Consider the following 20,785-nt stretch of genomic DNA (forward strand, 5'->3'; position numbering starts at 1 on the left):
TGCGGGTGGACTGGGAGGCGTTCTTCGCGGGCAGCGGCGCGCGGCGGGTGGACCTGCCGACGTACGCCTTCCAGCACCAGCGCTACTGGCTGGACGCTCCCCGTGACGTGAGCTTCGACGAAGCGGCCGGTGGGCTCGGTCTGGCGGGCGCGGGCCACCCGTTGCTCGGCGCTGCCGTGGATCTCGCCGACGGTCAGGGCCTGGTCTGCACCGGCAGGATCGGCACGGACACGCACCCGTGGCTCGCCGACCACGCTGTCGCGCAGGTGACCCTGCTGCCCGGAACGGCGTTCGCGGAACTCGCGCTCGCCGCGGGCGGCAGGCTCGGCCTCGACGAGGTGGACGAGCTGACGCTCGCCGCACCCTTGGTGCTGCCCGAACGCGGCGGGGTACGCCTGCGGGTGACGGTCGGCGGTGACGAGGGCTCCGGCCGCCGTACGCTGAGCATCGACTCCTGCCCGGACGACCCCGCCGCCACCGACTGGACCCGGCACGCGACCGGTTTCCTCACCACCGGAGCCACCGGAGCCCCCGGCGCCCCCGCAACCCCTGCCGCGATCACGCAGTGGCCGCCCGCGGGAGCGGAACCGGTCGGCGTCGACGGACTCTATGACGCGCTGGAGGAGAACGGGTTCGCGTACGGACCCGTCTTCCAGGGCCTTCAGGCGGCGTGGCGTGCCGAGGGCGCCGTCTACGCCGACATCGAGCTGGACGAGGCCCAGCACCAGGATGCCGCGTCGTTCGGCCTCCATCCGGCGCTGCTCGACGCCGCGTTGCACGCCTGCATGCTCGGCGGCCTCCTCGAGGACGTCGGCCGTCCCCGGCTGCCGTTCTCGTGGAGCGGCATCCGGTGGCACGCGACCGGCGCGACCGCGGCGAGGGTGCGGCTCACGCCGGCCGGATCCGATGCCGTCACCCTGGAGCTGGCCGACGTGGAGGGGAATCCGCTGGCGACGGTCGCGTCCCTGGTACTGCGGCCGATCGCGGCGGATCAATGGGGTGCGCGGCACCGTGAGTCGCTGTTCGGGCTGGAGTGGGTGGCGGCGCCGGCCCCCGCGGACGCTGCCGTTCGTGACTGTGCCGTCGTCGGCCCGGACGAGCTGAAGGCCGGTGCGGGGCTGGCCGCGGCCGGTGTCGTCGTCGGGGAGCACCGGGACCTCGCGGCCCTCGCTGAGGCGGGGGTGCCGCGGCTCGTCGTCGTCTCGTGCGCCGAGGACGGCGCGGAGCCGGTCTCCGCCGCCCGCGCTGCCGCCCTCCGTGCGTTGCAGTCGGCCCAGCAGTGGCTGGCCGACGACCGGTTCCTCGACTCCCGTCTCGTGTTCGTGACCCGAGGCGCCGTCGCGACCCGCCCGGACGAGGACGCGCCGGACATCGCCGACGCGGCGGTGTGGGGCCTGGTCCGGTCGGCGCAGTCCGAGAACCCCGGCCGGTTCGTGCTGGTCGACGTGGATGGGCACGACGCGTCCTGGGCGGTGCTGCCCGCCGTCCTCGCCGGTTCCGAGCCCCAGGTGGCGGTGCGTGCCGGTGACCCGCTGGTGCCGCGCATCACCCCGTCGCGGCCGTCGGCGGAGGAGACCCCGCTGGAGTTCGCGCCCGGCGGCACCGTTCTGGTGACCGGCGCCACCGGCATGATCGGCGGTCTCGTCGCCCGGCACCTGGTGACCGGTCACGGCGTCCGGCACCTGGTGCTGGCCAGCCGGCGTGGCGCGGACGCGCCCGGAGCCGACGCGCTGCGCACGGAACTGACCGGCCTCGGTGCGCACGTCACGCTCGCCGCCTGCGACGTCACCGACCCCGGTGCGCTGGCGGACCTGCTGGCCGCGGTGGACCCCGACCACCCGCTGACCGGTGTGGTGCACTCGGCGGGCGTGCTGGACGACGGCGTGATCGGCTCGCTGACCCCGGAACGTATCGACACGGTGTTCCGGCCGAAGGTGGACGCGGCCTGGCACCTGCACGAACTCACCCGTGATCTCGACCTGTCGGCGTTCGTGCTGTTCTCGTCCGTGGCGGGCATCCTCGGCGGCCCCGGGCAGGGCAACTACGCGGCGGCCAACGCGTTCCTGGACGCGCTCGCCCGACACCGCCGGGCGGCCGGCCTGCCCGCCACGTCGCTGGCGTGGGGCCTGTGGGAGCCGGCCGGCGCGATGACCGACGGATTCGCGGGGGCCGACCGGGCGCGGATGTCCCGCTCCGGTGTCGCGGGCCTCACCGAGGAGGAGGGCCTGGCCCTGTTCGACCTCGGGTGCGCGACGGGCGACGCGGTCGTGCTGCCGATGCGGCTCGACGTCGGCGCCCTGCGCGGTGCCGCGCCCGACGAAGTGCCCCCGCTGCTGCGCAGCTTCACGCGCCGCCGGGCCACCAGGGCGGCCGGTCAGGTCGGCGAGGAGCGACTGGCGCGGCGGCTGGCCGGGCTGACGCAGGAGGAGCAGGAACGGGAACTGCTGCGGCTCGTCCGCGACCAGACGGCGGCCGTCCTCGGGTACGCGGCGGACGAACTCGACGTCACAGGCTCCCTGTCCCAGCTCGGACTGGACTCCCTGACCGCGCTGGAACTGCGCAACCGACTCGCCGGCGCGACCGGGCTGCGGCTGCCCACCACCGTCGTGTTCGACCGGCCGACCGGACCAGCGCTCGCCGCGCACCTGCGGCGCGAACTCGCCTCCGGGGCCGGGGGCGCCCCCGCCCAGACCCCCGCCCTGGCGGCCGAGGACACCCTCACCGGCCTGTACCGGCAGGCCTGCGACCTCGGTCTGTACGAGGAGGGGTGGCACATGGTGAACGCAGCCGCGCTGGTCCGGCCGGTGTTCGAGACGCCGGACCAGGTGGACCCGCTGCCGCCGGTCACGCTGGCGACCGGACCGGGCGTCCCGCTGCTGTGCTTTCCGCCGACGATGGCGCCCTCCGGCCCGCACTACTTCGCCCGGTTCGCCCCCGTGTTTGCCGGTGAGCGGAACGTCACCGTGCTGCCTCACCCCGGCTTCGCGCCCGGCGAGGCGCTGCCCGCCACCAGGGACGCGATCGTCCGCTACCAGGCCGAGGCCGTCAGGAGGCAGGCGGGCGACCGGCCGTACGTGCTCGTCGGGTACTCGTCGGGCGGGTGGATGGTCAACGCCGTCGCCGCGCTCCTCGAACAGCAGGGCGGCGCACCCGTGGCGGTCGTGCTGCTGGACACGTACATCGCGACGAACTCGTTCGAGAACCGGCTGGAGACGGCACTGCGGGAACGCGCCTCCACCGACCAGGCGTTCGAGCTGATGACCGGGGCGCAACTGACCGGGCAGGGCGGCTACCTGCGCGTGTTCGACGACTGGCAGCCCGAACCGGTCGAGGCGCGGACGCTGTTCGTGCACGCCACCTTCCCGCCGGGGGAGTCAGCGGCCCTGGAGACCGAGGACGACTGGCAACCCAAGTGGCCGTTCCCGCACGAGGGGACCGACGTCCCCGGCGACCACTTCACGATCATGGAGCAGCACTCCGAGTCCACGGCACTCGCCGTGCGGGCCTGGCTGGGCGGCGACCGGGACGGCGACTGAGACGACCCCTCACCCGAGTGCGACGACACGCTGACAGCACACCGACAGCACACCGACAGAAAACCACAGCAGAACGGACGACGAACATGACAGTTGCCGACGGCAGCAACCTCTGGCTCCGCCGGTTCCACCCCGCCCCCGACGCCCCGGCCCGGCTGGTGTGCTTCCCGCACGCGGGGGGATCGGCCAGCTTCTACTTCCCCGTCTCGGCCGCGCTCGCGAGCGACTGTGACGTGGCGGCCCTCCAGTACCCCGGCCGTCAGGACCGGCGTACCGAACCCAACGTGGACGACATCGGCGTGCTGGCCGACCGGATCGCGCCCGAGCTGGTGCCGCTGTTCGACCGGCCCGTGGTGTTCTTCGGGCACAGCATGGGCGCGATCATCGCGTTCGAGGTCGCGCGCCGGCTCCAGAGCCGTGGCCACACGCCCGCGTTGTTGTTCGCCTCCGGCCGGCGCGCCCCGTCGACGCGGCGCGTGGAGACCGTGCACCAGCGGGACGACGACGGGCTGGTGGCCGAGCTGAAGGCTCTGAGCGGCACGGACGCCCAGGTGCTCGGCGACGAGGAACTGCTGCGGATGGTGCTGCCCGCCATCCGCAGTGACTACCGGGCCATCGAGACCTACGGTCCCGTGGAGGCGACCGTCGACTGCCCGATCACCGCCCTGGTCGGCGACGCGGACCCGAAGTCGACGGTCGAGGAAGCGGAGGCGTGGCGAGCCCACACGACAGCCGCGTTCCACCTCCAGGTCTTCAACGGCGGCCACTTCTACCTCAGTTCGCGGGCGGCCGAGGTGATCGCGGTGGTGCGGGAGGCGCTGCGCGACGCCGTGGCCGTCGTATAGCAGGACTCCGTTAGGTCTTCGGGTTCGGCCTGTTCCTGGGCATGCTGGGTGGACGGAAGCACATGAAGTGAACCGTGTCCGGGCGAGGTTGGCGTTGTACGTGGCTGATGTGTTCGCCTCGGTGCCGCGCAAGGGCCAGCAGCGGGCCAAGGGCTACTGCTACCTGCGGGGGTTGATGCTGGACGGCCGCCGCAAGTCGATCCAGGCCATGGCCGTCCGGCAGCCGTGCGGCAGCCGGACGGCTGCCGCACGGCAACGAACAGAACCTGCAGCAGTTCGTGAACCGGTCCACCTGGGACCCGGTGCCGGTGCAGCGGCGGATCTGTGAGCGGATGCTGCCGCTGATCAGCCCGACGGCCTGGGTGACCGACGGTGTGTCGCTGCCCAGGGACGGAAGAATGTCGGTCGCCGTGGCCCCGCAGCACTGCGGGGCCACGGGCAAACGCGCCAACTGCCAGGTCGCGGTCAGCTTCCACGCCACCAGTGATACCGCCTCCTGCCCGCTGCAGCGGCGTCTGTCCCTGCCCGAGGAGTGGGCCGTGGACACCGACCGCCGCACCGCCACCCGCATCCCGCCCGGAATCGCTCACCGCGAGAAGCGGCGGCTGGCGCTGGGCCTGCTCGATGAGCTGGCCGACTGGGGCATGGACCCGCCGGTCGTGGTGGTCGATGCCGCCTACGGCCCCAACGCCCACCTGCGGGCCGGCCCGGCCCAGCGGGGAATCGACCACGTGCTGGCCGTCCGCGCGGACGTGAGCGCCCACCCGTTCGACGCGAAGCCCGTGATCCCGGACCGCAAGGTCCCCGTCGGCTGCTGGCCCCAGCCCCGCTACCGTCACCGGGCCCCTTTCCGGTGGCAGCCCTGGCCGCCGGTCCCGGGCAGGAAGCGTTCACCTCCCTCACCTGGCGGCAGGGCTTACGCGGCGAGTTACGTTCCCGCTTCGCCGCCGTGCGCGTCCGCCCGGCCGGCAAGGCCGTCGAGTGTCCGATCCGGGCCGCCGCCTCGGCCGAACAGGGCCGGTGGGACGGCATCCTGCCCGACTGCCGGCTGCTGATCGAGTGGCCCGAAGACGCCGAGGCGCCCGCCGCCTTGCGGTAGACCGGAGCCACCGCGCGCGAAGGTCCCCCGGCCGCAGCCGGGGGCCCCGCTCGTTCTCAGGGTCAGCCGACCTCATGTTGCGCAGCGCCACCGCCGATGCGGCAGCGGCGCGGACCGTCTGGGCGACGGCGCTCACGTGGCCCGGCGGGAGGAACGTCGCGACCCCGATCACGCCCAGGCCGACAAGGATGACCTTCCCGACGTACGATCCGCTGTCCGACACGTCGTTCACCTCGTGTACATGCGAGGCCGTGGTTACCGGTCGGTCGACGGCTGCCGTGCCGACATGAAGAGGGCCCACTCTCTCGCAGGACCACTCACCCCCTCTCAGAGGAGATCCGCGTGACTCGCTCCACGAGTGCCCGGTCGGCCGTGGTGGCCGTGATCACGGCCCTCACAGCGGCGGCCCTGGCCGTACCGGCCCAGGCCGAGGGCCGCCACCGCGTCTCCGGCGATTCACTGCCGTCCGTCACCCCCCGCGCGGAGACGCCGGTGCTGCACGACGACGACGAAGGCGGCAACGCCGACGCGGACGACCCCGCCATCTGGCGCAACGCCGCGGCCCCTGACCGCAGCCTCGTCGTCGCCACCGCCAAGGAGGGCGGTCTGCGCGTCTACGACCTGGACGCACGACTGGTGCAGTCGATAGCCGCGCCCCCCGCCGTGGGCGAGGACGACGCCCCGGGCCGGTTCAACAACGTGGACCTCCTCCACGGACTGCGGCTCTCCTCGGGGAAGGCCGACCTGGCCGTCACCAGCGACCGTGGCCACGACCGGCTGCGGTTCTACCGCATCGACCGCGACCGCACCGGCGGTCCGCTGACCGACGTCACCGACCCCGCCTCGCCGCCCGTGTTCTCCCAGGACCAGGCCGAGATCAACGACCAGCGGACCGCCTACGGTCTGGCGACCTGGACGGACCCGGCGACCGGGAAGTCCTACGCCCTGGTCAGCCGCCGCGAACGCACCGGCATCGCCCTCCTGGAGCTGCTGCCGACCGCAGACGGCAAGGTCACGTACCGCAAGATCCGCACCCTGGACCTCCCCTCCACCTTCCGGCTGCCCGACGGCACCTCGTGGTCCCCGTGCGGCGAGCCCGGTGAGCTGCCGCAGGTCGAGGGCATGGTCGTCGACCCGGTCAACGGCATGCTCTACGCCGGCCAGGAGGACATCGGCATCTGGCGCCTGCGCGCCGACCTCACCGGCACGCCGAAACTGATCGACAAGGTCCGCGAGTACGGCGTCCCCGGCGCCTACGACGAGGAGACCGAGGAGTGCACACCGGGCGCCGACCCCGGCTACGGCGGCACGAAGATCTCCGCGGACGTCGAGGGCCTGACGCTGCTCACCGAGTCCGACGGTGACGGCTACATCCTCGCCTCCAGCCAGGGCGACGACACCTTCGCCGCCTACGACCGCGAACTGGAGGACGCCAACGAGTACGAGGGCGGCTTCCGGGTCACGGCCGCGAGCGGCGCCCTCGACGGCTCCGAGGAGTGCGACGGCGCCGCGGTCCTGAACGCCCCGCTCGGTTCCAAGTACCCGAACGGCCTCCTCGTCGTCCAGGACGGACACGACGCCCCCGGCGACGGCAACCGGGACGCGACCAACTTCAAGTTCGTCGACCTAGACAAGGTCATGGACGCCCTCGACGACTGACCCTCACCCGGCGGGCCGCCCGGCTTCCGGCCGGGCGGCCCGCCACCCATGACCTGCACGAGCCTTTCCGCCGTCCACGAGGACGATCAGCGTGACCGACGTACGGGCGTGGGCTGCGAAGCCGACCCGTACGCGGACCGCACGAGTGCCGAGCCGTCCACCCACCGACCCCACTGCACGCTCCATCGCACCCGGGCCCGCATGGTCCTCACCCCTGCCCGCGTCCGCTTCGGCGGCCGAGCCGTCCGGGGCGCGCAGGCCGGGCCCGACCTTGACGGGACGATGCACGCTGCGCACCCACCACACCCCCGAGCCTGCTCGACCGGAGCGGAATCCACCGGCCGGCTGCGGGCACGGGCCACGGCCTGCGCCCACGCCGACAACGGTCCTACCCCGGTAGCCTCCACCTCCTACAGCCAAGGCCACCCCAGCCGCCTGCCCAGCTCGCCAGCGACCCGCTCACCCCCCCGACTGCCCGCGCGCCGCACCCCGACCCCCACGCCACCGCACGCGCCAGCGCGAACACGTCCCGCGGCGCACCGCCCGCCCCACCCGTGTTCAGGCCCGTACGCGCCAGATACGCCCACCGCCGCTGCGCCCGCCCCAGTTCTCCCGCCAGCGGCCCCACCGCGAGCCCCTCCAGCGGGTGCCCGTCGCCGACATCGAGCAGCCACCTGCCATGACACGCGCACAGCCGCTGCCACCGTGCCCAGCCCCGCCCGTCCCCGCCGCACTCGTTCTTCGCGGCCGGGAAGCACTCCTCGATCGCCCAGCGGTGGTGGGTTGGTGGGCCGGGGTCGAAGATGATGTCGGCGGGCAGCACGGCTCCGGCCCAGTGGTAGATCCGCGGGCCCTTGGCGCCGTCGCCGCAGGAGGGGCCCGGCCGTGTCGGGGCCGATCCCCGCCTCGGGCGGCCCCGCGGTCACCGGTTCCGCCCGGCCCGGACGGCCGGGACGTCGCTCCGGCGGACCCGCTCCGGTCGCCGTCCGCCCGGTGTCTCCCTAACGTGATCGTGTACTCGAGCGTGTGCGCCAGCCGGGCCGGCGTACACGCACCGGGTGGACGACGGGTTCCGCCGTCCATCCGGCCGCTCCGGCCCAGGGGACGGTCATGCTGCTCGCACGGACGATGGGCGCCGCTTTCGGCGCCGCGGGGAAAAGCGGCACCTTCGTGCCGGCGGCGCCCCCGGTGCGGGGCGAGTTCTCCGGCGTGCTGACCTACACGGCGGGCGAGTACCGCATGGTGCAGTACGCCCTGATGGCAACCGCTCTGGCACTGCTGGCGGGTTCCCTGCACGCCTTCGTCACCCGGAGCGAAACGGCCCCGCGCTACCGGGCGGCGAGCGACGCCAGCGCCCTGCTCCAGCTGCTGGCCTTCCTCGCCTACGTGGAACTCTTCATCAGCTGGAAGACCTCCTTCACCCTCCGGGGGGAACGGTATGTACCGGTGGCCGACACCGAGTTCGACGGTGGGATGCGGTACGCGGACTGGTCGGTCACGGTGCCGCTGCTCGCCGTGGAACTGCTCGCCGTGTGCGCCATCGCCGGACGGCGGATGTCCGTGCTGCGCGGCACGGCCGTGGTGGCATCCTTCCTGATGATCCTCGCCGGTTTCCTCGGCGCCCAGGTACTCGACAACGGCAACCGGGTGCTGTGGCTGGTGGTGTGGGGCGCGATCAGCACCGTGTTCTTCCTCGTGCTGTACGCGGTGCTGGGCTACGCGGTGCTGGCAGGCCGCGACGAGCTGCCGCCGGAGGCGTACACCGTTCTGAAACGGGCGACCGTCCTGCTGCTGAGCGTCTTCGGCGCCTACCCGCTGATCTACCTGATCCAGCAGTCCGTCGGCCCCGGATCCCACCTGGTGGCCTGGGCTCTCGTCACCCAACTCGGCTTTTGCGCGGCCGATGTCGCCGCCAAGGTTTGGTTCGGCATGCTGATCCACAAGGTGGCCAAGATGCGCACCGCCGACGACATCCGCAGCGGCACCGGGACCCACCCGGAGGAGGTGTGGATCTCGCACGTCAAACGGGCCGACGCCTGGCCCCCGGTGGCGGCGGCCCTGACCGGGCACAGCGCCCACCCCGCCCCGCTGCCGGTGCGCGAGGGCGGCGGGGACGGCACCGGCGGGGACCACGGCCGCGGTGTCACCGGCACGGCCCGGTGACACCCGGTGGCCGCTCCCGGCCCGGCGGCCCGCGTCCTGGTGCCGGCCGGCCGGATCTCCACCGGTGCGGTGGCGGCCGTGCTCGCCGTTGGCCTGGTGGCACCGCAGGTGTGGCGGCGCTGGGCGGTCGCGGTGTTCCTGACCGGTCTGGTGGCCGGCCTGCCGCACGGCGCCGTCGACCATCTGGTGCCCGGCTGGTTCCGGCGCGGCTCCCGGCCCGCGGCCGGGCACCGGACGGTCGTCCCGCTCGGCTACGCCGCAGCGGCAGCGGCCGTCCCCGCCGCCGCCCTGACCGTGCCGGCCTGCGTGCTCTGTGTCTTCCTGGCAGTCTCCGCACTGCACTTCGGCTACGGCGACGCCCGGTTCTGCGCCCTGCGCGACGGTCCGACGGATCCGGCTCCGCGGGCGGTGCACGCCCTCGCCCACGGAACGGTCACCGCCGTACTGCCCCTGGCGCTGTGGCCCGAGCAAGTGCGCCCGGTGGTGCGGCAGCTCGCCCCCGGCGCCGACTGGCTGTTGGCCGCGCCGGTGCGGACGGCCACTGCGGTACTGGCCGGAGCAGCCGTGGCGGTCTGCTGCGGGATGGCACTGCGCGACGGACGGCACCGGCAGGCCGCCGAACTGTTGCTGCTCACCGCGCTGTTCGGCCTGGTACCACCCCTGGTGGCGTTCGGCACCTACTTCGGCGCCTGGCACTCGGTACGGCACATCGCCCGGCTGGTCCTGGCCGACCCCGCCAACGCACCGGCACTGCGGGCCGGGCACACCGCAGCGGTGCTGCGCAGGTTCGGCCGTCAAGCGGCCGTCCCCACGGCCATCGCGCTGGCCGCCCTCGCCTTCCTCACCGCCCTACCCCGTGCCTTCCTGGCGGACGGCCGGACAGCGGTCGGCGGAGTGGTCCTGCTGGCCGCCCTCACCTTCCCCCACCTGATCGTCGTAGCCCACCTGGACCGTGGTGAGGGGCGCCCGGAGCCCGGGCCCGGACGCCCCTCACCACCACGCGCCGCACGGCGCGCAGCGGCCGCCCGATCACCGTCCGACCGCTGCCGGGACGACGGGTGACGCGAGGTCTCCCGAGGCGCACCAGGGACTCAGGGACAAGAGAGTCCCCTGATCTGGGTAGCTGGTGTTCTGGGATGGTTTTGTGACTGGCGGCGTTGACGGTCGTTGCCCTGTGTGTGAGTGCTCGTCGTCGGCACCGCAGTGATGTGTCCGATGCCCGCTGGGCTCTGATCGAGCCGGTCTTCACGGCCTGGCGGGCGAGACGGACCGGACCGGCTACGGCGGCCCGGGTGCACGATCTGCGGGAAATCGTCAGCGCCATCCTGTACGTCGACCGCACCGGCATTCCGCGGGAGTACCTGCCGCACGACTTCCCGCCGTACAGGACCGTCCACGACTACTACGCGAAGGGGGAAGCCGACGGCACCACCCGGCAGGTCCACGACCTGTTGCGCGACAAGACCCGGCGGGCTCACGGTCGCAGTGCGGAGCCCACCGCGGCCGTGATCGACGCGCAGAGCGTGAAGACCTCGGCGAACGTCGCCGGGACCAGCCAGGGCATCGGCACCGGCAAGAAGAGCAAAGGACGCAAGCGGCACGTGACCACCGACACGCTCGGTCTGGTGCCGGCTGTCCTGGTCACCGCCGCGAATGTGCACGACACCACCGGCGGCAAGCTGCCGCTGGACGAGCCGGCTGCGGCACATCCCGGCGTCACCGGGGTCTGGGCCGACGGCGGTTACCAGGACCGCATCTTCAACCACGGCACCCGGCTGGGTGTCGACGCCGAGGTGGTACAGCGGCCACGGGCGAAGGGGTTCGAGCCGCTGCCGAAGCGGCGGGTGATCGAGCGGACCTTCGGTTGGCTGATGCAGCACCGCCGCCTGGCACGGGACTACGAAGTCCTGCCGCAGCGATCCCAGACGATGATCCACTGGGCGAGGGCTAACAGAATGTCCCGCGAACTGACCGGGGAATCCGCACCAACGTGGCGAATCGAAACGGACATCCCACTCACGTCCGCGTGAACATTGATCAGATGCTCCCTACTGATCTTTCCGGTAGTTCAGTGGGGTTGGCGGGTGGATGGTGAGTCCGGTGTGAGCGAGGAAGGACTAGGACAATGCCCGTACCCGAAGACGAAATCCGCCGGCTGGCCCAAGCGATCCTCGACCGCTTGGGCCAGTCCGGTCAGTCCTGGCGCGTCACGGAGACCGCACCCGTCGGTCGTACCTCCTTCAGGGTGCCGGAGGAAGCTCTGGACGGCGTGGTCGCCGTCGAATCCGAGGTCGTGTTCATCGCCGACAGCGCAGCCGAGCAGCCGGAGACCCTCGCGGCGCATTTCACGCTGGGAGTGGACCGTGCGGAGGCCATCATGTCTCTCGCCTCCCAACTGCAGGACCACCTCATCGAAACCGCAAGCGGTGATCCGATTCCTCCCTGCCCCGGGCACCCGCACCCCCTGGTGGCCCACGTCGTCGCCGGGGAGCCTGTCTGGGAATGCCCGCAGTCCCCGGTTCATCATCGAGAACTCATCGTTCCGCCCGACTGAGCGGCATATGGTTCGGCGACTCCCGCTGAACTGGCCGCCGCAGTTCTGCCCCTCATCGGGCCCTGACCGGACGCACAGCGGTGCCGCAACCGTGGTGGCGGCCTGGCGAAGGCAGGCCACACCCCAGGGTCCAGAAGCCGTTGCTCTGCTGGGTTTTTCATTGGTTCTGCGGTGATTGGGGATGAATGGTCAGGCCGGTGTGGGTGAGGAAGGACCACGGGAGTTGCTCGCTGGAGCAGACTCGGTGGATGCCGCGTTCGGCTGCGTCAGCGACATCGGCGAGGTGGACGCCGGCCAGAGCCTTTGAGGAGTCTCGAGGTGGGCGGTTCGCCTGCCGGGCACCGGATGTGACGACTTGTCGGCTTGTGGCGGTGGCGGGTCCTGGAAGCAGGGTAGGCAGGGCCGCCGGTGATCATGTGGGTGTCGGATCCGTATGAGCACCGAGCGAGTCCATGCCTGCCCGCCCATCTTCCCGCATGCCGTCCTGCCTGGAACAACTGGGGAACTTTTCTGGCTCCGTCGCACCGGAAACCGCCACTGACCTGCGGACATACCTGAATGAAGTGCCCTGTCCACGAGCCCGTCGCGGGATCCGCCACCCATGGACGGCCCTGCTGACCGCGGCGGCCGCAGCCGTCCTCGTCGGCGCCGCATCGATGGCCGTGATCGGCGAACGGGGCGCGGACGCGCCGCAGCGCGTTCTGGCTCGGCTCGGGTTCCGCCCGGACCCGCTGACCGGCCTCATCCGCCCGCCGCAGCCCACGGCCATCCGCCTCGGCCTGGCCGCGGTGAACGATGACGCCTTGGACAGGGCCATCGGCCGCTTCCTCCAGGAACGCAACAGTCCCCCCACGAGCCGACGAGCGGTCGCCGTCGACGGCAAGACGCTCTGGGGCTCCCGCACCAAGGACCAGCCGGCCACCGCACTGATCGCGGCGATGACCCACCAAGGCGACGTCCTCGCCCAGATGCAGGTCGACGGCAAGCGCAACGAGATCCAGGCCTTCGCTCCGCTCCTGGACGGCATCGACCTGACGGGAGCCGTGATCACCGCGGACGCCCTGCGCACCCAGCACGATCACGCTTCTTACCTGCACGAACGCGGCACCCACTACTTGGCCGTCGTCAAGAGGAACCACCCCACCCTGCATGAGCGGGCCCGTCGACTGCCCTGGCGCGCGATCCGCCTGGACCGTATTGAACGCACCCGGGCCCATCACCACAACGAGATCCGCCGACTGAAGACCGCCGCGTTCGCCCACATCGACTACCCGCACGCCCGCCAGGTCCTTCAAGTCGTGCGCTGGAGGCGGGACCTGGGCTCCGGCAAGCTGACCATCGAGCGGATCTACCTGGTCACGAGCCTGCCACCCGGCGTGGCGCGGCCACCGGCAGCGCATTCGCCGCGTGGATCCGCGGCCGCTGGAAGATCGAGAACCAGCTCCACCACGTCCGCGGCCGCACCTTCCGTGAGAACGCCTCGAAGATCCGTCCCCGGCACCTGCCCCGCGTGATGACCGGCCTGCGCAACCTCGCCATCGGCGTCCACCGCCAGGACGGCCACACCAACATCGCCGCCGCCCTCCGCCGCACCGGCCGGAGCCGGACACGAACTCCCGCCTCGCTCTCGCCGCCGCGGTGGCCGTAGCTCCTGGCCTTCTTACGACGCCCGGTCCTGTTCGTGCCTCGACCGCGTCCCGTGGCGGAGCGGGCGGGTGTAAGTGACGCATCCCCCGTGAGAGCTACAGGAGCTGTCCATGCGCGGGTGATTCGCGGACGTCGGCGGCTTCCTAGCGTGGTCGTCAGGTCGCCGCAGGGGTGACCCGCTACCGGGGAGGCCACCATGGGCACGACGTCCGCCACACAGCACGACACAGGCTCCGGCCTGGACAAGGACCGCGACGGACGCGGCGGCTGCTTCGGCCGGATCGCGCGTTCTCCGCTCGGCTGGATGCTGATGGGGATGGCCGGTGTCGGCCTGGTCTCGGGCCTGACGGCGACCGGACCCGGCCCGGTACCGGTGCTGGGCGCGGCCGCTGCGGTGGCCGTGTACTGCTATGTCATGCGCCGTGTCGCACGACGCTCCGCGCCGGAGATCGCCCGGTCCGGGGCCGCCCGGGAGGTGCTGCTGGGCGGCGGAATCGGCCTGGGCTTCATCCTCGTCTCCGCTCTCCTGATCACGGCGTTCGGAGGCTACTCGTTCACCTGGGCGGGCAACGGCTTCCTGTCGGTCGTCTGGACCGCGGTCGTGGTGCAGATCGGCGCTGCGGTCACCGAGGAGTTGCTGTTCCGCGGTCTTGCCCTGCAGGCCCTGGAACAGCTGTGGGGTAGCCGGGCCGCCATCGTGATCACTTCGCTGTTCTTCGGCGTCGCCCACCTGGGCGCTCCGGGAGCGAACGCGTGGAGCGGACTGGCGATCGCTCTGGAAGCGGGCGTCCTGCTCGGAGCCGCGTTCTTGTGGCGGCGTAACATCTGGTTCGTCGCGGGTCTGCACTTCGCCTGGAACACCACGGAGCAGCTGCTCGGCATCCCGGTCTCCGGACACGCCCCCGAGGGCCTGTTCACCGTCGACGTCCATGGCTCCGCCCTTCTGACCGGTGGCAGCTTCGGTCTGGAGGCATCGATCATGCCCGTCCTCATGGGCGTGGCCATCGCCGTTCCGATGCTCGTCCGCGCCCACCGGAACGGTGGCATCAAGACCCGCCGACGCGCACCCCGTTGAGACAGGCCGGCTGGAGGAAACTGAAGTGATGTCCCGTCAGGCGACCTGGAGCATCCCGCTGCTCCGGGCGTCGCTCGACCGGTGGCAGGAGCGGGATGCTCTCCTCAAGGACGGCGTCCTCGCCCTGACGCTCACCCTGCTGGCCTTCGTGCCGCCCCTGTCCCGGATCGGTGCGCAGATCGGAGATCTGCCCGAGCGGCCGGCGAACGTGCTGAGCGTCGGGCTGGTCCTGGCCCAGACCGTGCCGCTGGCGGGCCGCCGCAGGTGGCCCGCAGCCTGTCTGGCCGTCATCGCGGGCGCGTTCGCCGTGCACCAGGCGCTGGGCTTCGCGACAACGTTTGCGAGCATGGGGCTGTATCTGGCCCTGTACTCCGCCGGGTCCCACCAGGTCCGCTTCCGCCACGGCCTGGTCGTCGTGGCGAGTGCGGGTTACGCCGTGCTGGCCGTCGTCCTGAACCGTCTCGGCTCACCGAATTCGCTACCGGACTACCTCGCGTTCTCTCTGGCTCTGGCCGCGGCCTGGCTGGTGGGGAGCACGGTGCGCGCGCGGCGGACGGAAGAGGCGAAGCGGCGGCGGCTGGCCGCCGAGGCGGCCACGGCCGCCGAGCGGGCGCGGATCGCCCGCGAGCTGCACGACGTGGTCACCCACCACGTGACGGCCATGGTGGTCCAGGCCGACGCGGCGCAGTTCCTGCTCACGTCCGCGCCGGAACGCGCCGGCGAGGGACTGACGGCCGTGAGCGACACCGGCCGTCGGGCGCTGACGGAACTGCGGTACCTGCTCGGTGTCCTGGAGGCGACCGGCGAGGCGGCGTCCACGGACCCGGCGGGTGCGGGCCGGGCACCCGCCCTGGGGCGGGTGGGGGACCTGGTCGAGCAGGCCCGCAGGTCGGGTCAGCCGGTCGAGTTCGGCGAGCAGGGTGAGCGGCGGCCGCAGAGCGTGGACGTGGAGCTGGCCGCGTACCGGGTGGTGCAGGAGGCGCTCACCAACGCCTTGAAGTACGCGGCCGGGAAGCCGACACGGGTCCTGCTCCGGCACGGCGACGAGCACATCGAGATCGTGGTGACCACCGACGGGCCCGCCGCCGCACCGGTTGCGGGGAAGCCGGGTCCCGCGGGCGGACGGGGGCTGGCCGGGCTGCGTGCACGGGTGCGGATGCTCGATGGTGAACTGGAGGCCGGTCCCCGGCCCGGAGGCGGGTTCGAGGTCCGTGCCACGATTCCGTCCAAGCCCCTTCAGGAGTGACCTCGTGAGCGATACGCCGCCACCGACCCGTGTGCTCGTCTGCGACGACCAGGCGCTGGTGCGGACCGGCTACGTCACCATCTTCTCCGCGCAGCCCGACATGCAGGTCGTCGGGGAGGCCGAAAACGGCCACGAGGCGGTCCAGACCGCGCGGCGGCTGCGCCCCGACGTGGTCGTGATGGACATCCGGATGCCCCTGCTCGACGGCATCCAGGCGACGCGACAACTGGCCGGTCCCGATATCGAAGACGCGCCGAAGGTACTGGTCGTCACCACGTTCAACGTCGACGCCTACGTCTACGACGCGTTGCGCGCCGGAGCGAGCGGGTTCCTCCTCAAGGACGCGCCTCCGGCGGAGCTGGTCAACGGTATCCGGACCGTCGCCCGGGGCGAGGCCCTGCTGGCACCCGCCGTCACCCGCCACCTCATCGGCCACTTCGCCCAGCATCTGCGACCAGCCGACACCTCCCGGCCGGCCAGACAGGACGTCGTGCGTGCGCTGACCCCCCGCGAGCTGGAAGTGCTCCAACTGATCGCCGAGGGGCTGTCGAACGCGGAAATCGCCGCGTCGATGTTCATCACGCCCGAGACCGTCAAGACCTACGTGTCGCGCATCCTGGCGAAACTCGGCCTGCGCGACCGCGTCCAGGCCGTCGTCCTCGCCTACCGGGTCGGACTGGTGCCCGGCACACCGTGACCGGCATGCGCGTGTGCCCCGTACGGCACCGCCTGCCATCGGCTTCAGACGTCATACGCATGATTCGCCGGACAGTTGCCCAGTGCCCCCGGTACGGCCTGCCGGGGTCAGGGCACCGATGCCGATACCACTGTGCCGTCCTCGAAGGCCAGGAAGAACGTGCCGCCCGACACCAGTGCCGTGATCGGCTGGGCCGGCCAGCCAGGGCTGAGCAGCCGCGTCCCAGCGTCTCTCGCGCGATGGTTTCAGTAGACCCCGAATGACCAGAAGGCGCCTACCTCTTCGTCGTTCACCGCGATCACGCCCAGGCCCTCGAGAGTGTCGGGGCCGGCGATGTACGCGGAGGTGTGGAAACGGTGGGTGCTGGTGCCCTGGAGCCCTGAGGCGAGGAAATCGGGGGCCGGGTCGGAGGCGGCGGCTGTCGCGTTGGTCCGGTAGTGCGCGCCGGGCCCGTACCGGCGCCAGAACCGTCCGGGCCTGCGTCGATGCGGGCAGGTTATCAATACCCCCTGATCGCGCATCAGCTGTTCCTTCCTTGGTCATCCCTTGATCACGACGATGAGAGACGTGAGAACGCAGAGGTGGGAGCTCGCCTCCCGACGTGGGAAGGACGCTGTGAGGAAACCGAATGTGTCCGGCCGGCTGCCGGTGATCGTCCTCGGTGTGACGCTGATGACCGGGCTGACCGCCTGCGGGGACGAGGGCGACGACGCGGGCCCCGGCTGGGCGGCCGGAGCACGGGGGAAGGCAGGCGCGCCCGTCCTGGACGGCGCCGAGCAGGTGGCCCAGGCGCTGCCCAGCAGGGTCGGCGTGCCCGAGGGCTGGTCGGCGCACACGCCCAGGCTGCTCGACGGCTTCGAGTCCGCCGCCGCGTGCCAGGAGGAGGCCGGGACGGTGTGTGTCGGGCTGCACACCGCCGGCAGGGTGAAACTCGTCGGGGAGCGGCCCGATCCCGACGGGGAGGGTACGGAAACGGCCTTCGCGCGATTCGCCGTGCTCGCCTTCGACACCCCGGAGAACGCGGCCGTGGCCCACAAGATGATCGCGGCCGCGTTGCCCCGGAACGCCGAGGACCCGGTGAAACCGGACGCGGGCGCCGATGAGACCGCGGCCTTCGCCGAGACGAAGGACGGCAAGAGCACGCCCTGGGCCTGGGAGGCCGTGCCGCGCGTCGGAGGGACGGTCGTCCGGATCGAGTGCAGCAACCTCGCCGGCGACGCCGAGTTCGAGAAGCTGACGAAGCTCCAGGTGGAGCGCGTCAGGAAGGTGGCGGCGGGCGAACACCCCGACGCCTGACACGGTGGGTCGTCAGCGCGTCAGGCCGTGCAGCGGCAGGTCCGCGAGGTTCCGGTACACCTCCGCGTCGCTGAGGCCGGTCGCCGACGCGACCTGACGGCGCTGGATGCGGACCACGACCGAGGAGATGACGCCGGCGGCGAGCGGGGAGCGCCAGCCCTTCCCCACCGCGCGCAGCTGCTCCCAGTCGACCTCCGGACGTTCGGCGAGCACCGCGTCGACGGACGCCATGGTGGAGAGCGCGACGTCGACGGCGCCGGCCCGGCTGGTGCCAAAGCGGACCTCGACCGACTGCGGTGAGCGGACCCAGCGTACGGGCTGGCCGCCGTGCCCCTGCTCGGGGCGGCCTCCCTGTTCGTCGGCGACCACCACGACCGGATGACGTTCCTCGCCGTCGCCGGAGGGTTCGCCGCCGCCGTGGCCGTGGTCGGGATCCTCATCGGGCCCTTCTTCTGGTGGGCCTGCGGGGGAGACATCCGGCGCTGTCGCGACTGGCGCACCGTCAGGGGCCAGGCCGGGCCCGTGACCGTCGCGGCCCCGGTCCTGCTGCGGATCGGGGTGCTGGCCCTGGTGTTGTTCCCCGGCGCCTTCGGCCTGTACCACCTGGTGGACGGCGCCGGGTACGACAGCTGGCTGTACGGCGACTGAGCCACACACGCTCGGCACGGCAGAGTTTGGCCAGGAACTTTTCGAACTCCACGACCCGATGCCCCCGGTGCAGGGAGCCGATCACCTTAGCGGTGACCGCCGCCTCACCTGGATTTCGCCGGCCGCCCGCGAGAGCGGGCCGGGTCAGGTGAGGAAGGCGGCGAGAGTGCCGGCTGCCGCGGTGGCGAGGGTGAGGACCGTGGCGAAGGCGGTGGCGGCGCGGGTGAGGGCGGTGGGGTAGGTGGCGCCGTCCAGGCGGGCGAGTTTGCCCGCGCCGGCGGCGGCCAGCACCGCGATGACGAGTACGAGCGCGGTGGTGAGGAGGACGAGCGCGACGTTCACGACAGGCTCCCGTCAAGGGGTTGGGGTGTTGACGTGGACGAAGGTGGCGGAATCGGTGTGCGCCGGGGTTCGCCGGGACGAAGATGAACACCGGCGAACACCTCACCACCCGCGGGGGCGCGCGTGCACGACGAACAAACCGGTCACACGCCGGGCTCGGCGCTGGCCGAACTGCGCAAGAAGCTGAGCGACGGGCTGGCCCGGGCCCGGCTGACCAAGACGCAGCTCGCCGCCCGAGCGGGCCTGGGGCGCACAGTGGTGTCGGATGCGTTCTCGCCCAGCAAGCCTGTGCCGTCTGCGGAGACGGTGGCGGCGCTGGCCCGCGCGCTGAAGCTGCCGGCGGGGGAGTTGCTGGAGTTGCGGCGGACCGCGGCCCAGGAGCCGGGCACGGTCACACCGGGTGGGCCGGGGCGGCCGATCGGCCAGTGGGATCCGCACGCGCTGGAGGTCCACCCGGCCGGCACCGCCCAGGACGGTTCAGGCTCGCCCGGGCAGAGGCTGATGCCCGGCTACGTGCCCCGCGAGCACGACCGGATCCTGGCGGAGGCGGTGCGGGAGGCTGCGGTCGGCCGCAGCCGGATGCTGGTCCTGGTGGGCAGCTCGTCGACGGGCAAGACGCGGGCGTGCTGGGAGGCCGTGCAGCCGTTGGCGGAGCAGGGGTGGCGGCTGTGGCACCCCTTCGACCCCACCCGCGCCAGGGCCGCTCTTGAGGACATGCACCGGATCGGCCCGCGCACGGTCGTATGGCTGAATGAGGCCCAGCACTACCTGGGTGACCGGGCGGCCGGTGAGGAGATCGCTGCGGCCGTGCACGACCTGCTGGTCAGCCCGCAGCGCGGGCCGGTCCTCGTGCTGGGCACGCTCTGGCCTGACTACGTCCAGCAGTACACCGCCCTGCCCACTCCCGGTGGGCCGGATCCGCACAGTCGGGTGAGGGAGTTGCTCGCCGGACGCACTGTGAGCGTCCCCGACGCCTTCGACCCCCGCGCCCTGGCCGCGGCGACTGCGTTGGCCGAGGGCGGTGACCGGCTGCTGGCCGACGCCCTCACCCGCGTCCGTGCCGACGGACGTCTTACGCAGGACCTCGCCGGAGGCCCCGCGCTCCTGGAGCGCTACCGCACCGCCAGCCCGGCCGCCCAAGCACTCCTTCAAGCGGCGATGGACGCCCGTCGTCTCGGTGTCGGCCTGCACCTGCCGCAGGTCTTCCTCACCGACGCCGCCGCCGACTACCTCCACGACACCGACTGGAACCAGCTCACCGAGGACTGGGCAGAGAAGGTCTACGCCGAACTCGCCGAGAAGGTGCACGGCAAGCAGGCCTCCCTGAGCCGGGTCACCCCCCGACCCCAGCGGCGCCCACCCGGCCCCTCCGTGTCTGCTGGCGCTCCCTCACTGCAGCTGGCGGGGCCGGTGTTCCGACTCGCCGACTACCTCGAGCAACACGGCCGCACCACACGCCGCCATCTGTGCCCACCCGCATCCTTCTGGCACGCCGCATACACCCACCTCACCCATCCCGACGACTTGCACAGCCTCGCCTGGGCCGCCGAACACCGGCACCGCCTGCAATGGGCCCACCACCTCCGCTACCGCGCCGCCGAGCACGGCAGCACCCGCGCGTCGTCGTCCCTGACTCAGCCACAAAAAAGGCCCGGGGATCGGGAGGGTGCCGAAACCCTCTACCGTCAGGCCGTCAATCACGGCACCCCTTTTGTCCTGTACAGCCGGGTCCGGATGCGGGAGGAAGATGGGGATTGGGAGAGCGCCGTGTCCCTGGCCCAGCAGGCCGCCAACCGCGGCGACGCCTATCCTCTGTTTCGCCTGGCCGTGATGCGGGAGAGGGCCGGGGACCGGGAGGGCGCCGAGGCCTTGGCTCAGCAGGCCGCCGGCCACGGCAACACCTACGTCCTGATCGGCCTGGCCGTGATGCGGGAGGAGGCCGGGGACCGGGAGGGCGCCGAGACCCTGGCTCAGCAGG

General features: G+C 72.2%; 16 protein-coding genes and 4 pseudogenes. 16 read left to right on the forward strand and 4 right to left on the reverse strand.

Translation table 11 applies throughout. The annotated features are described in order from the left end of the window. From FHS37_RS33115 to FHS37_RS33130, 4 genes and pseudogenes are all read left to right on the forward strand, one after another. Window positions 1-3,536 (forward strand): type I polyketide synthase (locus FHS37_RS33115; protein WP_184828108.1); only part of this gene is annotated, 3,536 nt, incomplete at its 5' end. 86 nt (window positions 3,537-3,622) lie between these two features. After that, window positions 3,623-4,381, forward strand: a complete 759-nt coding sequence (locus FHS37_RS33120; RefSeq protein WP_184828110.1) for a thioesterase II family protein — start codon at window positions 3,623-3,625, stop codon at window positions 4,379-4,381. 67 nt (window positions 4,382-4,448) lie between these two features. Next, window positions 4,449-5,465 (forward strand): annotated as a pseudogene (locus tag FHS37_RS33125) (IS701 family transposase); the annotation flags it as partial. A 357-nt stretch (window positions 5,466-5,822) separates the two neighbouring features. Continuing rightward, window positions 5,823-7,139 carry a phytase gene (locus FHS37_RS33130; RefSeq protein ID WP_184828112.1) on the forward strand — a complete coding sequence of 439 codons (1,317 nt, stop codon included), beginning with the start codon at window positions 5,823-5,825 and terminating at the stop codon, window positions 7,137-7,139. Between the two features lie 558 nt (window positions 7,140-7,697). On the opposite strand, the pseudogene FHS37_RS41365 reads toward FHS37_RS33130, so the two are convergent. Further along, window positions 7,698-8,013, reverse strand: a pseudogene (locus FHS37_RS41365) (hypothetical protein); the annotation flags it as partial. A 236-nt stretch (window positions 8,014-8,249) separates the two neighbouring features. On the opposite strand from FHS37_RS41365, the gene FHS37_RS33135 reads away from it, so the two are divergent. The 9 genes from FHS37_RS33135 to FHS37_RS33170 all read left to right on the forward strand — a co-directional run bounded on the left by FHS37_RS33135 (window position 8,250) and on the right by FHS37_RS33170 (window position 16,521). Further along, a complete protein-coding gene (locus tag FHS37_RS33135; RefSeq protein WP_184828114.1) occupies window positions 8,250-9,302 on the forward strand; it encodes a bacteriorhodopsin in 1,053 nt (350 codons plus the stop codon). Between the two features lie 6 nt (window positions 9,303-9,308). Next, a complete protein-coding gene (locus FHS37_RS33140) occupies window positions 9,309-10,364 on the forward strand; it encodes a Brp/Blh family beta-carotene 15,15'-dioxygenase (RefSeq protein WP_184828116.1) in 1,056 nt (351 codons plus the stop codon). Between the two features lie 116 nt (window positions 10,365-10,480). Next, on the forward strand, window positions 10,481-11,332 hold the full coding sequence (locus tag FHS37_RS33145) for an IS5 family transposase (RefSeq protein ID WP_184828275.1): 852 nt from the start codon (window positions 10,481-10,483) through the stop codon (window positions 11,330-11,332). Window positions 11,333-11,427: 95 nt separating this feature from the next. Next, a complete protein-coding gene (locus FHS37_RS33150) occupies window positions 11,428-11,856 on the forward strand; it encodes a hypothetical protein (protein WP_184828118.1) in 429 nt (142 codons plus the stop codon). Window positions 11,857-12,419: 563 nt separating this feature from the next. Continuing rightward, entirely contained in the window at window positions 12,420-13,370 is a 951-nt protein-coding gene (locus FHS37_RS33155) for an ISAs1 family transposase (protein WP_229890301.1), read from the forward strand. Next, the gene (locus FHS37_RS40195) at window positions 13,367-13,504 is read left to right on the forward strand and encodes a hypothetical protein (protein ID WP_229890302.1); all 138 of its coding nucleotides are present in this window, start codon (window positions 13,367-13,369) and stop codon (window positions 13,502-13,504) included. Before FHS37_RS33155 ends, FHS37_RS40195 begins: the two co-directional genes overlap by 4 nt. 195 nt (window positions 13,505-13,699) lie before the next feature. Further along, on the forward strand, window positions 13,700-14,578 hold the full coding sequence (locus tag FHS37_RS33160; RefSeq protein WP_184828120.1) for a CPBP family intramembrane glutamic endopeptidase: 879 nt from the start codon (window positions 13,700-13,702) through the stop codon (window positions 14,576-14,578). Between the two features lie 28 nt (window positions 14,579-14,606). Beyond that, a complete protein-coding gene (locus FHS37_RS33165) occupies window positions 14,607-15,824 on the forward strand; it encodes a sensor histidine kinase (protein WP_184828121.1) in 1,218 nt (405 codons plus the stop codon). 4 nt (window positions 15,825-15,828) lie between these two features. After that, window positions 15,829-16,521 carry a response regulator gene (locus FHS37_RS33170; protein ID WP_184828123.1) on the forward strand — a complete coding sequence of 231 codons (693 nt, stop codon included), beginning with the start codon at window positions 15,829-15,831 and terminating at the stop codon, window positions 16,519-16,521. A gap of 245 nt (window positions 16,522-16,766) precedes the next feature. Here the strand turns inward: FHS37_RS33170 and FHS37_RS33175 are convergent, their stop codons facing one another. After that, window positions 16,767-17,042, reverse strand: coding sequence for a hypothetical protein (locus FHS37_RS33175; protein WP_229890303.1), 276 nt, complete (start codon window positions 17,040-17,042; stop codon window positions 16,767-16,769). A gap of 94 nt (window positions 17,043-17,136) precedes the next feature. Here FHS37_RS33175 and FHS37_RS33180 point away from each other — a divergent pair, with 94 nt between their 5' ends. Beyond that, window positions 17,137-17,817, forward strand: coding sequence for a hypothetical protein (locus FHS37_RS33180; RefSeq protein ID WP_184828125.1), 681 nt, complete (start codon window positions 17,137-17,139; stop codon window positions 17,815-17,817). A 12-nt stretch (window positions 17,818-17,829) separates the two neighbouring features. Here the strand turns inward: FHS37_RS33180 and FHS37_RS40200 are convergent. Further along, window positions 17,830-18,126, reverse strand: a pseudogene (locus tag FHS37_RS40200) (hypothetical protein); the annotation flags it as partial. 18 nt (window positions 18,127-18,144) lie between these two features. On the opposite strand from FHS37_RS40200, the gene FHS37_RS33190 reads away from it, so the two are divergent. Beyond that, window positions 18,145-18,465 carry a DUF6336 family protein gene (locus tag FHS37_RS33190; RefSeq protein WP_229890304.1) on the forward strand — a complete coding sequence of 107 codons (321 nt, stop codon included), beginning with the start codon at window positions 18,145-18,147 and terminating at the stop codon, window positions 18,463-18,465. Between the two features lie 144 nt (window positions 18,466-18,609). Here the strand turns inward: FHS37_RS33190 and FHS37_RS33195 are convergent, their stop codons facing one another. Next, on the reverse strand, window positions 18,610-18,807 hold the full coding sequence (locus FHS37_RS33195) for a hypothetical protein (RefSeq protein ID WP_184828127.1): 198 nt from the start codon (window positions 18,805-18,807) through the stop codon (window positions 18,610-18,612). Between the two features lie 123 nt (window positions 18,808-18,930). Between FHS37_RS33195 and FHS37_RS33200 the strand changes: the two are divergent. Beyond that, window positions 18,931-20,785, forward strand: a pseudogene (locus FHS37_RS33200) (hypothetical protein); the annotation flags it as partial.

This window comes from Streptomyces griseomycini (assembly GCF_014203535.1).
Lineage (GTDB): Bacteria > Actinomycetota > Actinomycetes > Streptomycetales > Streptomycetaceae > Streptomyces > Streptomyces griseomycini.